Origin of the sequence: Candidatus Solirubrobacter pratensis (genome assembly GCF_000425945.1) — a bacterium.
GTDB classification, from domain to species: Bacteria; Actinomycetota; Thermoleophilia; order Solirubrobacterales; family Solirubrobacteraceae; genus Solirubrobacter; species Solirubrobacter pratensis.
In genome coordinates, this window is record NZ_AUEK01000003.1 from 155483 (window position 1) to 168246 (window position 12764).

13 protein-coding genes are annotated in these 12764 nt (G+C 72.5%); 2 read left to right on the plus strand and 11 right to left on the minus strand.

Translation table 11 applies throughout. The features are described from left to right. The first annotated feature begins 28 nt into the window (after positions 1-28). Positions 29-184: a hypothetical protein gene (locus tag H958_RS45790; RefSeq protein ID WP_156027576.1), complete on the plus strand. Its 156-nt coding sequence runs from the start codon at positions 29-31 to the stop codon at positions 182-184. A gap of 27 nt (positions 185-211) precedes the next feature. On the opposite strand, the gene H958_RS0100790 is transcribed toward H958_RS45790, so the two are convergent. From H958_RS0100790 to H958_RS0100820, 7 genes are all read right to left on the minus strand, one after another. After that, positions 212-1552 carry an FAD-dependent oxidoreductase gene (locus H958_RS0100790; RefSeq protein ID WP_028057271.1) on the minus strand — a complete coding sequence of 447 codons (1341 nt, stop codon included), beginning with the start codon at positions 1550-1552 and terminating at the stop codon, positions 212-214. A gap of 112 nt (positions 1553-1664) precedes the next feature. Continuing rightward, on the minus strand, positions 1665-2456 hold the full coding sequence (locus H958_RS0100795; RefSeq protein WP_028057272.1) for a dihydrodipicolinate synthase family protein: 792 nt from the start codon (positions 2454-2456) through the stop codon (positions 1665-1667). A gap of 112 nt (positions 2457-2568) precedes the next feature. Further along, on the minus strand, positions 2569-3876 hold the full coding sequence (locus H958_RS33965) for an ABC transporter ATP-binding protein (protein ID WP_051323643.1): 1308 nt from the start codon (positions 3874-3876) through the stop codon (positions 2569-2571). Further along, on the minus strand, positions 3873-4895 hold the full coding sequence (locus H958_RS0100805) for an ABC transporter ATP-binding protein (RefSeq protein ID WP_028057273.1): 1023 nt from the start codon (positions 4893-4895) through the stop codon (positions 3873-3875). Before H958_RS0100805 ends, H958_RS33965 begins: the two co-directional genes overlap by 4 nt. Positions 4896-4897: 2 nt before the next feature. After that, entirely contained in the window at positions 4898-5920 is a 1023-nt protein-coding gene (locus tag H958_RS33970; RefSeq protein WP_081685477.1) for an ABC transporter permease, read from the minus strand. A 1-nt stretch (position 5921) separates the two neighbouring features. Then, positions 5922-6947 (minus strand): ABC transporter permease, encoded by a 1026-nt coding sequence (locus H958_RS0100815; protein WP_028057274.1) that lies wholly within the window; start codon positions 6945-6947, stop codon positions 5922-5924. 10 nt (positions 6948-6957) lie between these two features. After that, complete coding sequence (locus H958_RS0100820) at positions 6958-8418, minus strand: ABC transporter substrate-binding protein (protein ID WP_051323644.1); 1461 nt, start codon at positions 8416-8418, stop codon at positions 6958-6960. On the opposite strand from H958_RS0100820, the gene H958_RS47250 reads away from it, so the two are divergent. Then, positions 8408-8581, plus strand: a complete 174-nt coding sequence (locus H958_RS47250; RefSeq protein WP_196807145.1) for a hypothetical protein — start codon at positions 8408-8410, stop codon at positions 8579-8581. The two genes, H958_RS0100820 and H958_RS47250, sit on opposite strands and share 11 nt — an antisense overlap. Before the next feature lie 127 nt (positions 8582-8708). Here the strand turns inward: H958_RS47250 and H958_RS0100825 are convergent, their stop codons facing one another. The 4 genes from H958_RS0100825 to H958_RS0100840 all read right to left on the minus strand — a co-directional run bounded on the left by H958_RS0100825 (position 8709) and on the right by H958_RS0100840 (position 12755). Then, the gene (locus tag H958_RS0100825) at positions 8709-9959 is read right to left on the minus strand and encodes a helix-turn-helix domain-containing protein (protein ID WP_156027578.1); all 1251 of its coding nucleotides are present in this window, start codon (positions 9957-9959) and stop codon (positions 8709-8711) included. Positions 9960-10058: 99 nt separating this feature from the next. After that, a complete protein-coding gene (locus H958_RS0100830; protein WP_028057277.1) occupies positions 10059-11060 on the minus strand; it encodes a proline racemase family protein in 1002 nt (333 codons plus the stop codon). 103 nt (positions 11061-11163) lie between these two features. Next, positions 11164-12054, minus strand: coding sequence for a dihydrodipicolinate synthase family protein (locus H958_RS0100835; RefSeq protein ID WP_028057278.1), 891 nt, complete (start codon positions 12052-12054; stop codon positions 11164-11166). Beyond that, the gene (locus H958_RS0100840) at positions 12054-12755 is read right to left on the minus strand and encodes a FadR/GntR family transcriptional regulator (protein ID WP_028057279.1); all 702 of its coding nucleotides are present in this window, start codon (positions 12753-12755) and stop codon (positions 12054-12056) included. Before H958_RS0100840 ends, H958_RS0100835 begins: the two co-directional genes overlap by 1 nt. Positions 12756-12764: the final 9 nt, after the last annotated feature.

Consider the following 12764-nt stretch of genomic DNA (forward strand, 5'->3'; position numbering starts at 1 on the left):
CCTGGGCAACGTCGGAGAGCGGGAAGGGATGCGCCTTAGACTCGGCCACCTCGCGAACGGCGCGTTCGCGCTGCCCGCGCCGCTGCAGGTCAGCGGGCTGCCGAAGCGCTACACCGCGCCCGCGTCCAACGACCCGGTCGCGATCGGCACAAGCAGGCGATCGCCGCGACCGACGCGCTGCTGACCGGGACCTACGCGAAGACGCTGACGTTCACTCTGTCGACGACGAGTCCGTAGCGTCCATCAGGACGCCGAGCGCAATCGGCTTCACGGGCGCCCGCGTGCTGAACCGCGCGGGCGTCCCGAGCCGCTCGGCGATCATCCGCTCGCACACGCGGCCCTGGCACGGTCCCTGCCCGCAGCGGGTCATGATCTTCAGCGCGGACGGCGACGCGGTCCCGGCCGCGTCGACCATGCCGGCCGTGACGTCCTCGCAGCGGCACAGGATCGTCTCAGCGTCGGCGAGACGGGCGAGGCCGGGGCGGCGGCCGAAGAGGTCCTCGAGGATCGCCGCGAACCCGGCGGCGGTCGCGCGGCGGGAGCGCAGCTGCCCCAGATCGCCGGCGCCGCCCGCGGCGCACGCCCCGGCCAGCTCGCCCTCGACCTGGGCCATGCCGGCGCCGCCGACGCCCGCGGCCTCGCCGGCGACGAACACCCCAGCGACCGTCGTGCGCATGTCGCCGTCGTGGGCGACGGCGTCGCCGTCGAGCGCGCAGCCGAACGCGCGGGCGAGCTCCGTGGACGGCAGGAAGCCGTAGGCGGTGCAGACGGCGTCGACCGCGTACGAGCGCTCGCTGCCGGCGATCGGCGACCAGTCCGGCGCGGCCGCGGCGATCGTCGCCGACTCGACGGCGCCTTCGCCGTCGGCGCGGGTGAGCACGTGGCCCCAGACGTACGTCGTGTCGAGCGTGCGGGCGCGGTAGGCGACGTAGTCGGCGAGCCGGCCGGAGTGCCGGGCCATCCGCGGCGCCGCCGCCAGCCACTCGCGCCGGCGCGTGGCCTCGACCACGGCGACGACGATCGCGCCCTGCTTTCGCAGCTGCGTCGCGACCGGGAGCAGAAAGGGGCCGGCTCCGGCGAGCAGGACGCGGCGGCCCGGCAGCACCCCCTGGCCCTTGGCGAGCGCCTGGGCGCCGCCGGCGGTCAGCACGCCCGGGAGCGTCCAGCCGGGGAACGCCACCGGGCGGTCATAGGCGCCGGTCGCGAGCACGACCGCGCGGGCGTGGATCCGGCCCGGCTCGCCGCCGGGACCGTGCACGCGCAGGGTGTGCCGCGCGCCGCCGGGCTCCCCGGCCCAGACGGTCGTGCCGGCGAGGACCGTGGCGCCGGAGGACGCCAGCGCGCGGCAGAGCGCGCGGCCGTCGCGCGGCAGCGAGGCCGGCGCGACGTCGCCGATCTCGGTGAACGAGCGCCGCCAGATCTGCCCGCCGGGCGCGGCGTACTCGTCGACCAGCACGACCGTGGCGCCCGCGCGGCGCGCGGCCACGGCGGCGGCCATGCCGGCGGGGCCGCCGCCGGCGACGGCGACGTCGACGTGCGCTTCGGTGCTCATCGGTCCTACGCTAGGCGGCGCGCCGGAGCGCGTCGACCGCCAGCTGTCGAAGAATCGGTGCGATGCGCTGCACCGCCCGGTGATACCCGCCCGGAGGCGGCAGCCTTCGCGCTCAAACGGCCGCCAGGCCCGCGCGGGCGTCACGCACGAGCCGCGCCAGGCGCTCGCGCTCGGCCGCGGGCAGCGGGAGCCGCGGCGCGCGCGCCGTCTCGCCGCCGAGCCCGGCGAGCTGCTGCGCGAGCTTGACGGCCTGGACCGCCTTGGGGCCTGCGAGCGCGCGCCGCAGCGGCTCCAGCCGGCGATGGAGTGCGGCGGCCTCCTCGAAGCGGCGCGCCGCCGCGAGCCGCCAGCGCTCGATCGTCTCGTCCGGGCAGACGGTGGCCAGCGCCGAGAGGTGGCCGCGGGCGCCGAGCAGCGCCGACTGCAGCGCGTGCTCGTCGCCGTCGCCGAGGTCCTCGCCGAGCACGGCGGCGGCCGTGTCGACCGGGGCGCCGGCTCCGGCCAGCACCGGCAACTCGACGGCCGCGGCGACGCTGCGGCAGTGCATCCGCGTCTCGCGCTCGTCGGAGGCGTAGAGCGGGCTCGGCAGCACCAGCAGCCCATCGGCGCCGGTCCGCTCGCACTCGACGGCGAACCGGCAGGCGGCGCGCGTGGTCGTCTCGCTCACGGCCACGAGCAACGGCGCGCGGCCGTCCACCGCCCGCACCGAACAGCGGACGACCGCGCCCCGCTCACGCGCCGTCAGGCTCTCGCCCTCGCCGAGCGTCCCGAGCACGACGATGCCGCCGATGCCGCGGTCCACCAGCCGCGACAGCTGGGACTCCAGGGCGGCGAGGTCGAGCCCCTCGTCCTCCGCGAACGGCGTCGTGACCGTCGCGAAGACCCCCTCCCATTGCGTGCTCACGGCCGCGAGCCTACGACCGGCCGCGCGCGCCGGGTATCGGCGTTTGTCGGACGTCGGCCCGCGACCTTGCGAGAACGGTCGAGAGTGGGCGGTCTTTGCGTGCCAGGCGCCGTTACTGCCGAGGCCGGTACAGCAGGCAGGCCGCGCGCGAGTCGGCCGCGTCGTAGAGCGGCGGATCGGTGCCGGGCGCGAACGTCACGCGCACGCCGTGCGTCTCGGCGCGCATGTCGCGCACGCCGCGCCACAGCGGCTCGTCCGGCTGCTCGGCGCGGATCCGCTCCAGCAGCGCCAGCAGCTCGCCGGGATCCTTCCCGGCGCCCGCGGGCACGACGGCCGCGTCGCCATCGCCCTCGTCGAGCGCGTCGAGGTTGCCGACGAGCGGCCGCTCGGCCGCGTAGCTCTCCTCGCCGCCCGCGATCCAGCGCTCCTCCAGCAGGGTGCGCAGGTCGCGGCTCTCCCAGCCGCAGGACTCGAACGCGACCGGGCAGCGCGGGTGGAACGAGCAGCCGAGCGGCGGGCGCGCGGCGTCGGGGATCTCGCCCCGCGGCAGGTCGCGCGGGAGCGCCTTGTCCGGATCGGGCTCGGGGATCGCCTTGATCAGCGCCTGCGTGTACGGATGCTTGGGGTCGGCGAAGATCGCCTCCACCGGCCCGATCTCCACGATCCGGCCGAGGTACATGATCGCCACGCGGTCGCAGAAGAACTTCGCGCTCGCGAGGTCGTGCGTGACGTACACGTACGTCAGGCCGAGCCGCTTGCGCAGCTCGAGCATCAGCTCGAGGATCTTCGCCCGCACGCTCATGTCGAGCATCGAGACGGGCTCGTCGGCGACCAGGAGCTCCGGCCCGAGGATGATCGCGCGCGCGATCGCGGCGCGCTGCTTCTGCCCGCCCGAGAGGTCGGCCGGGTAGCGCGCCGCGAAGTCCTCCGCCGGAGCGAGCCCGACGAGCTCGAGCGTCTCGAGGACCTTCGCGCGCGTCTCGGCCGCGGACTTCGTCAGCCCGTGGATCTGCAGCGGGTGCGCGAGCGCGGTCTCCAGCGTCATCGCCGGGTTCAGCGAGGCATGCGGATCCTGGAAGACCATCTGCAGGTGGCGCCGGAGCGGGCGCAGCTGGCTCTCCGGCAGGCCGGCGAGCTCGCGGCCGCGCAGCTTGACGCTGCCGCCCGTCGGGCGCACGAGCCCGAGCAGCGCGCGCCCGAGCGTGGTCTTGCCCGACCCGGACTCGCCGACGAGTCCGAGGACCTCGCCCTCGCGCAGCTCGAACGAGACCCCGTCGACGGCCTTCACCGCGCCGCCGCCGTGGCCGGTGAGGCGCGAGCGGAACGTGCCGTGGAGCGCGTAGTGGACCTCGAGGTCGCGGACCTCGATCAGCGTGCCGGTGGCCTTCTCGGCCGCGCGCTCCGGGGCGAGCGCGGTCACGCTTCCTCCGCCACGGCCAGCGCCTCGCGCTCCAGCGGCGCCTCGAGCCCCGCGGGGATGCGGTCGCGCGCGCTCTGCCAGCACTCCGAGCGGCGCCCGGCGCCGAGATCGACCGACGGCGGCCAGTCCTTCGCGCACACCCTCATCGCGTCGGGACAGCGCGGGTGGAAGCGGCACGCCGGCGGGGGATCGACGAGGTTCGGCGGCGCCCCGGGGATCGAGTGCAGCGACGTCGTCGACAGCGAGATCGTCGAGCGCAGCAGCTCGCGCGAGTACGGATGGGCCGGCTTGCTCGTGACGTCGTAGGCCGGCCCCTTCTCGACGATGCGGCCCGCGTACATCACGGCGACGCGGTCGCACGCCTCGGCGACGATGCCGAGGTTGTGCGTGATCAGCAGCAGCGCCGTGTCGAAGTTCGCGCGCAGGTCGGCGAGGATGCGGATGATCTGCGCCTCGACGAGCACGTCGAGCGCCGTCGTCGGCTCGTCGGCCACGATCACCGCCGGGCGCAGCACGAGCGCGAGCGCGATCATGATCCGCTGCCGCATGCCGCCGGAGAACTCGTGCGGATACTGGCCGTAGCGCGTCGGCGGGATGCCCATGCCGCGCAGCGCCTCCAGCGCGCGCGCCCGGGCCGCCTTCTTGCCGAGGCTCGGCTCGTGCGTCTTGAGCGTCTCCTCGAAGTGCTGGGAGACCTTCATCAGCGGGTTCAGCCGCGTCATCGGCTCCTGGAAGATCATCCCCAGGTCCGGGCCGCGCAGCTTGCGCAGCTCGCGCGGCTTGAGCGCGAGCAGGTTGCGCCCCTTGTAGTTGACCTCGCCGACCGCCGAGGAGCCCTCGGGCAGCAGACCGAGCACGCCGCGCCCCAGCGTCGACTTGCCGCAGCCCGACTCCCCCACGAGCCCGACGGTCTCGCCCGGCCGCAGGTCGAGGTTCACGCCGTCGACGGCGCGCACGGCTCCGCGGTCGGTGCCGTACCAGATGCGCAGCCCGCGCACCGACAGGACCGGTTCACTCATGGTCACTTGCCCACATCCTCTTCCACGACCGGCGCGGAGGCCGGGCCGACCGCCGACGACTGGATCTGCGGAGCGCGCGAGCGGCGGCGGCGCAGCGTCGGGTTCAACACGTCATTGAGGCCTTCGCCGACGAGCGTCAGCGCGGTCACCGCCAGCACGATGCCCAGGCCCGGATACAGCGCCGTCCACCAGATGCCGGCGCCTGCGTCGGAGATCGCGCGCTGGAGGTCATAGCCCCACTCCGCCGCCTCGGTCGGCTGGATGCCGAGGCCGAGGAAGCCGAGTCCCGCCAGCGTGAGGATCGCGTCCGCGGCGTTGAGCGTCGCGATCACCGGGACGCTCTGCACGACGTTGGCGAACAGGTAGCGGCGGATGATCGTGGCCGGCCTGGCGCCCATCGCGCGCGCCGCCTCCACGTAGGTGGCCTCGCGCGCCGAGAGCGTCGAGGCTCTCACCACCCTGAAGTACTGCGGCACGTACACGACCGTGATCGCGATCGCCGCGACGATGATGCCGTTGCCGATCGTGTTCTTGAGCAGGAACGACGCCACGATCGCGAGCAGCAGGTACGGGAACGCGAACAGCGCGTCCATCACGAGCACGAGCATGCGGTCCACCCAGCCGCCGACGTAGCCCGAGATCAGCCCGAGCGGGACGCCGACGCAGAGCGCGAAGACGACCGCGAGGATCATGACCTCCAGCGCCGTGCGCGCGCCGAAGAGCGTGCGCGAGAGCACGTCGAAGCTGTTGACCGTCGTGCCCCAGTGATGCGCCGCCGACGGCTCCCCCTGCTGCGGGAAGCGCCCGGAGGCGTCCTGATAGGCGTCGAACCCGTACGGCGCGAGCAGCGGCGCGAAGATCGACACGAACACGAAGACGAGCGTCAGGCCGGTGCCGGTGAGCAGCATGAAGCGCTGCACGCCGCGCGCCTGCCGGAACGGCGAGACGATGCGCGCCAGGCGGCCGGCGCGGCGCGGCTGCGCGACCGTCGGCGGGGTCTCGGGAACCGTCGTTGTGGCAGACATCTCAGTACCGGACCCGGGGATCGATCATCGCGTTGACGACGTCGATGATCAGGCTGACGAAGACCACGACGAGCGCGAACACGGTGATCAGGCCCTGGACCCCGATGTAGTCGCGGTTGTTCAAGTACGTGAGCAGGCGACTGCCGAGGCCCGGCCAGCTGAACGTCTGCTCGGTCAGCACGGCGCCGCCGAGCAGCAGCGCCGCCTGCAGGCCCATGACGGTGACCACCGGCACGAGCGCGTTGCGGAAGGCGTGGAAGGAGACGACGCGGTGCTCGGGGATCCCGCGTGCGCGCGCCGCCTCGACGTAGTCGCCGCCGAGCGCCTGCCCCACGTTCACGCGCACGAGGCGGATGAACACGCCCGCCACGAGCAGCCCGAGCGTCGTCGCGGGGAGGATCAGGTGCTTGAGCGCGTCGCCCACGCCCGACCAGTCCCCGGCCAATGTCAGGTCCAGGAGCAGGATGTGCGTGTGGTCGGGCGCCGTCGCCTGCACGATCGCCGACGCCTGTCTGGATGCCGGTAGGAGATCCAGGTTCTTGGCGAAGACGATCTGGCACATCAGGCCGACGAAGAACACCGGCGCGGCGTAGGACAGGATCCCGAACAGGCGGATGAGCGCGTCCGGGACCGTCTCGCGGTAGCGACCGGCGATCAGGCCGAGCGGCAGCCCGACGATCAGCGCCACGAGCAGCGCCGCGAGCGTCAGCGTGAGCGTCGCGCCGCCGTTCTCCAGCACGATCGAGCCGATCGACTGGCCGTCCGTGATCGTCGTGCCGAACCTCAGCCGCACGACGTCCCACAGGTACTCGAAGTACTGCGTGAAGATCGACTTGTCGAAGCCGAGCTCATGCTGCCGGCGGGCAAGCTCTACAGGTGAGAGCTTGCCCCCCAGCGTCGCCGAGATGGGATCGCCAGGGGCGACGCGCATCATCAGGAACACCACGGTCAACAGCACCCAGACCATGGGCACCATCAGCGCGAGGCGTACGAGGATGTATCCCCGCAGCGATCCCGCTCTCGACATCCGTTCCTTCCTAGCCCTTCTTCGTGACCAGCCAGAAGCGCAGCTGGAAGGCGGAGTCGAACGTCTTCTCCATGCCCTCCACGCCGTCCTTGACGGCGGCGACCTGCTTGCCCTCCCAGATCGGGATCAGCGGCACGTCCTTGGCCTCGATGTCCTGCACGGTGCCGAAGGCGGCGGCGCGCTTCGCCTCGTCGTCGGTCTTGAGCTCGGAGTCGAGCGCGTCATCGACCTCCTTCGACGAGTAGCCGTTCTGGAAGAAGCCGCCGTCGCGCATGAACGGCGCGAGGTAGTTGTCGCCGTCCGGGTAGTCCGGGAACCAGCCCAGGCCGTAGAAGTAGTACTGGTGCTTGGCGAAGGCCGCGTCCTTGTACTGCGTCCACTCCGTCGAGTCCAGCTTGACCTTGAACAGGCCGCTGGCCTCGAGCTGGCGCTTGATCTCGTTCCAGAGATCGACCTCGGCCGGCCCGTAGTGGGTCGGCGTGTACCAGCCGTCGAGCGACAGCGGCGTCTTGATGCCGGCATCGGCCAGGGTCTGCTTGGCCTTTTCCACGTCGGGCGTAGCGCCGAACGCGTCAGAGAACGAGGCCTTTGCGCCCGGAAGCGCGGCCGGGACCGTCGAGTACAGCGGCTTGACGGTGTCCTTGTAGACGTTCTTGGAGATCGCCTCACGGTCGATCAGCTGCGCGACCGCCTTGCGGACGGCGATGTTGCTCGCCGGCGCCTTCTTGACGTTGAAGACGATGTAGCGGATCTCCGTGCCGTCGCCGTCGACGACCTTGATGCCCTTGTCGGTCTCGCCGCGCAGCGCCTCGATGTCGGTCGGGGCGAGCGAGCGGTAGGCGACGTCGATGTCGCCCTGCTCGATCGCGAGCTTGAGCGCCGAGGGCTGCTCGTAGTACTGCATGAGGATGTTCTGCGTCTGGCCCTTGTTGGCGCCGCCGTAGTTCTCGTTGACGGCGAAGACGGCCTGCTGGTTCGGGACGTACTTGGTGAGCTTGTACGGGCCCGAGCCGACGACCTTGTCGTCGGCCAGCTTCTTGTCGGCCGGGAAGACCTTGGAGTCGACGATGGCGGCGACCGTGTGGGTGAGGATGAAGGGCCACGTGCCATCGGCCTTCTTCAGGTTCATCGTCACGGTCTTGGGATCCGGCGCCTCGACGTCCTTGAGCGACGCGAGCAGCGAAGAGGCGCCGCTCGGATCCGCGATCTTGAGCTCGCGGTCGAGCGAGAACTTGACGTCGGCCGACGTCAGCGGATCGCCGTTGGAGAACTTCAGCCCGTCCTTGAGCGTGCAGGTGTACGTCTTCGGATCGGAGAACTCGCAGGACTCCGCGGCGTCCGGCTCGGGCTTGTTCCCGCCCGCCGGAACCGACATGAGGTTCTGGTAGATGTTGCCGATCAGCTGCTGGGAGCCGAGGTCATAGGCCCCGGCCGGATCGAGCGCGACCACCTTGTCGGTGGTGCCGATCACCAGCGTGTCGGAGATCCCCTTCGTGGCGGGCGTCCCGCCCGAAGCGCTGCTGCTGCTGCTGTTGCTGCCGTCGTCGCTCGAGCTGCCGCACGCGGCGACACCGATCGCCAACAGCGCAGAGCAGCTCAACATCGCGAGACGATGCGTTCGCGTAATCAAATGACCCCTCCCCCTCCTATGGGTATGGGTTGCCCTCCAGTCCGCCCAACGCTACGGGCGGTCGACCCGCGGCTCCTCGGTCAAACGTCGAAACCGCGGCGTGGGAGCGTAGACCAACGTCGAAACAGGCGCTAGGGGCTGTTGAGCCTTCTCCGCGCGGGATGCATCCCCAGCAGCCGGGCGAGCTTCAGCGACGCGTGGAGCGCGAGGCGATCGGCCCCGCTCTTGAGGCTCGTGCCGGTCAGTTGCTCGATCCGCTGGAGCCGGTAGTAGAGGCTCGCGCGGTGCAGGAACAGCGCCTCGGCGGTGAGCTTGGTGTCGCACCCGTTGTCGAGGTAGGCCTCGAGCGTCGCGACGAGCGACTCCTTGCTCTGGAGCTCGAACAGCTGCGGCAGGCCCGGGTGCAGCAGCTCCTCGGCATTCGGCGCGTCGGCCAGGCGCGCGAGCATGCGGAACGCTCCGAGGTCGGCCCAGCCGGCGGGCGAGCCGTGCTCGGGCGCGCTGATCGCCACGCGCAGCGCCAGGCGCGCGTGCCCGTAGGCGCGGTGCGCTTCGCTGAGGTGCTCGGCCTGCTCGCTGTAGCCGAGCGCGACGCGCGCGGGGCCCGCGCCCGCGACCGTCTGCTCGAGCGCCTCCTGCAGCCGGCGCGCGAGCTCCTTCAAGCCGCCGGCGCGCTGCACGTGCGAGTCGACGGCGACGAGCACCACGCCGTGCTCGGCCCGGACGACGCTGAGCGACTGGCGCACTCCAAGCGCGCGCCGGAACTGGTCCAGCGCCAGGCCGAGCCGCGCCTTCTCCGCCGGCCCCAGCTCGCCGTCGCTCCCGGGCCGCATACAAAGCGCGCCGATCGGCGTGCCGCCGACGATCAGGTCGGCGGCCAGCAGCTCGTGCGAGGCCTCGTCGCGGGCGGCGGGGTCGGGCCCGAGCAGCGCCTCGAGCAGCCGCCGCTCCTGCTCGCGGCGCGGGCGCTCGAGCTCCTGGCGGCGGTACATCGCGGTGCCGATCTCGCTCGCGCAGCGCTCGGCCAGCTCGCAGTCCTCGTCCGTCAGCGACTGGTCGCCGTCGATCAGCCACAGGTAGCCGAACAGCGTGCCCTGGCAGCGGATCGGCACGCACACGCGCGACTCGAGGCCGAAGTCCGAACGGGAGGCGGTGCGGACCGCCTTGGTCGCCGTCGCGATCCCCTGGGAGAAGTGCAGGTCGCGGATCACGCGCGGCGTCTCGCGCGTGAGGATCGCCGTACGGCGCACCTCGTCATCCGACCCCAGGGTCGGGCTGTATGCGAGCAGCCGGAGGCTCGCATCGTCGACCAGCACCGACCGTTCGAGCTCCGCGCTCAGCTGCTCGACGAGGGTCTGGACCTCGTCCTCGCGCGGCGGCATCGCCGGCACACGGTACCTGAGGCCCCGCTCGCGGACCTCAGGCACTCGTCGCAGATTCAGCGCTCGCCTTCCCTCGCTCGCATGGGGAGCAGGACGACATCACAGGGCGAACCCGGCCGGGAACGGATCGTCCCGGTCGAGCAGGTACTGCCCCATCCCGGTGATCCAGGCGCGGCCGGTGATCTCGGGGATGATCGCGGGGCGCCCGCCGACCGTGGTCTCGGCGACGACGCGCCCGGTGAACCGCGTCCCGATCACGCTCTGGTTCACGAACGGGGCGCCGACGGCCAGCTCGCCGCGCGCGTGCAGCTGCGCGAGACGGGCCGAGGTGCCGGTCCCGCACGGCGAGCGGTCCAGCCAGCCGGGGTGGATCGACGTCGCGGCGATCGCGTCGGCGCCGTCGCGGCCGGGCTCGTGGAAGACGACGTGATGGCAGCCGGCGATGCGCGGGTCCTCCGGGTGCACCGGGCGGTCGGCCTCGTTGATCGCGGCCATCACCGCCAGGCCGGCGTGGACCAGCTCGCCGGAGCGCGCGGGGTCGACCGCGAGGCCCGCGGCGGCCGCCGGCGTGAGCGCGTAGAAGTTCCCGCCGTAGGCCATGTCGTAGCGCATCTCGCCGTAGCCGGGCACGTCCACGACGCGGTCGGTCTGGTGCAGGAAGGAGGCGACGTTGCGGATCGTGACCGCCGTCGCGCGCCCGTTCTCGACCGCCACGCGCGCCTCGACCAGGCCCGCGGGGACGTCGAGCCGGATCACCGTCTCGGGCTCGGTGACCTCGACCATCCCGGTCTCGACCAGGACCGTCGCCACGCCGATCGTCCCGTGCCCGCACATCGGCAGCAGGCCCGACACCTCGATGAACAGCACGCCCCAGTCGGCGTCCTCGCGCAGCGGCGGCTGCAGGATCGCCCCCGACATCGCCGAATGCCCCCGCGGCTCCTGCATCAGCAAAAGCCGCAGATCGTCCATGTGGCGCTCGAAGTACAGCTTGCGCTCGAGCATCGTGGCGCCCGGGACAGGGCCGACGCCGCCGGTGACGACGCGCGTCGGCATCCCCTCCGTGTGGGAGTCGACGGCCGCGAAATACCGTCGTGCCCTCACCGGGAGAATCGCCCCCTGGGCGATTGCTCCCAGCGATGCGAGCCCCGAGCGAAGCGGTGACGAGACCTCCGGCCGAGGCAGCGGCGAGTCATCGCTGCCCGCACTACGCGTGCGCGTGCTCGCGCAGGATCTCCAGCGCGGCCTCCAGCGCCTCGCGCTCGGCGGCGGTCAGCGGCATCCTGGGCGGGCGCGTCGGGCCGCCGTTGAGGCCGACGGCGTCCTGCGCCGCCTTGAAGTACTGGACGAGCTTGGGGGTCATGTCGAAGCGCGCGACCGGCAGCAGCCGGCGATAGAGCGCGCGCGCCTTCGGCAGGTCGCCGGCGTTGAGGAGGTCATACAGCTCGACCACCTCGGCCGGCGCGACGACGCCGACGCCCGTGACCCAGCCGGTCGCACCCGCCGCAAAGCCCTCGAGCGCCCAGTCGTCGCCGCCGACGAGGACCTCGAGGTCGCTCGTGGCGTTGGCGATCGCCGGGATCCGGCGCACGTCGCCCGAGCACTCCTTGATCGCGACGACCCCGTCGACCGCCTCGTAGATGCGCACGATCAGCTCCGGCGGCATGTCCACGCCCGAGGCCTCGGGGTTGTTGTAGGCCATCACGGGCAGGCCGGCGCCGCTCGCGAGCTCGGTGAAGAACGCGACGACCTCGTCCTCGTCGGCGCGGTAGCCGAGCGGCGGCAGCGACATGATCGCGGTCGCGCCGAGCGCCTTGGCGTCGAGCGCGTAGGCCAGCGAGGCGAGCGCCGAGCCCGACGAGACGCCGACGGTGACCGGCACGCGCCCGGCGGAGGCCTCGACAACCGCCTTGACGACCGTGCGCCGCTCCTCGGAGGAGAGGCTGCCTGCCTCGCCCATCGTGCCGGTGGCGACGAAGCCGTGCACGCCGGCCTCGATCATCGCCTCGACGTTGGCCTTCAGCGCGGGGACGTCGACCTGGTCGGTCGCGTCGAACGGGGTGGTGACGGCGGGGATGATGCCTTCGAAGAGGGCCATTAGGACAGCTCCATGTAGGTGCGGACGCGGTTGATGTGCTGGGCGGAGTAGAACGCCGCGGCTTCGCCGTCCCCCTCCACGATCGCCTCGTAGATCATGCGGTGCTCGGCCACGTGGATCCGCGTGCGGCCGGGCGTGGCGATCGAGTCGTCGCGCAGCCGCTGCCACAGCGGCTCGTCCATCAGCGCGGCGACGTGATCGGCGAACGCGAGCAGGACCGGATTGCCGGTCATGGCCGCGAGCTGGCGGTGGAACAGGCGGTCGGAGGCGTTCCAGGTGGCGCGGGCGGCCGGATCCTCCGGATCGGTCGCCGCCTCCATCGCCGCCAGCAGGTTCTCGACCGCCGCGTCGGGCTGCGCGCGGCCGGCCGCGAGGCGCGCCACCGCGGGCTCCAGCTGGGCGCGCGCCTCGAGCACGGCCGAGGGCGAGGCGTCGTGCGGGAAGTCCCGCGGCTTGCCGGGGGCGTCCGCGGTCACGAACGTGCCGGCGCCTGGGCGCGTCTCCACCACGCCCTGCAACTGCAGCGCGGCCAGCGCCTCGCGCACCGATGCGCGGCTGACCTCGAGCGAGCGCGCGAGCTCGCGCTCGGCCGGCAGGCGCTCGCCCGGCGGATGCAGGCCGGAGCGGATGTCGGCGGCGAGCCGCTCGGCGATCTGCTCGTAGCGCTGGAGTGGCCGGAAAGTGGACAGGCTGGAGTCCATCTGGTCCGC

What these genes read in the sequence shown, in the direction of transcription:
- H958_RS45790 (WP_156027576.1), top strand. Translation starts at nt 29, where the DNA reads ATGCGCCTTAGACTCGGCCACCTCGCGAACGGCGCGTTCGCGCTGCCC.
- H958_RS0100790 (WP_028057271.1), bottom strand. Translation starts at nt 1,552, where the DNA reads ATGAGCACCGAAGCGCACGTCGACGTCGCCGTCGCCGGCGGCGGCCCC.
- H958_RS0100805 (WP_028057273.1), bottom strand. Translation starts at nt 4,895, where the DNA reads ATGAGTGAACCGGTCCTGTCGGTGCGCGGGCTGCGCATCTGGTACGGC.
- H958_RS33970 (WP_081685477.1), bottom strand. Translation starts at nt 5,920, where the DNA reads ATGTCTGCCACAACGACGGTTCCCGAGACCCCGCCGACGGTCGCGCAG.
- H958_RS0100815 (WP_028057274.1), bottom strand. Translation starts at nt 6,947, where the DNA reads ATGTCGAGAGCGGGATCGCTGCGGGGATACATCCTCGTACGCCTCGCG.
- H958_RS0100825 (WP_156027578.1), bottom strand. Translation starts at nt 9,959, where the DNA reads ATGCCGCCGCGCGAGGACGAGGTCCAGACCCTCGTCGAGCAGCTGAGC.
- H958_RS0100835 (WP_028057278.1), bottom strand. Translation starts at nt 12,054, where the DNA reads ATGGCCCTCTTCGAAGGCATCATCCCCGCCGTCACCACCCCGTTCGAC.
- H958_RS0100840 (WP_028057279.1), bottom strand. Translation starts at nt 12,755, where the DNA reads ATGGACTCCAGCCTGTCCACTTTCCGGCCACTCCAGCGCTACGAGCAG.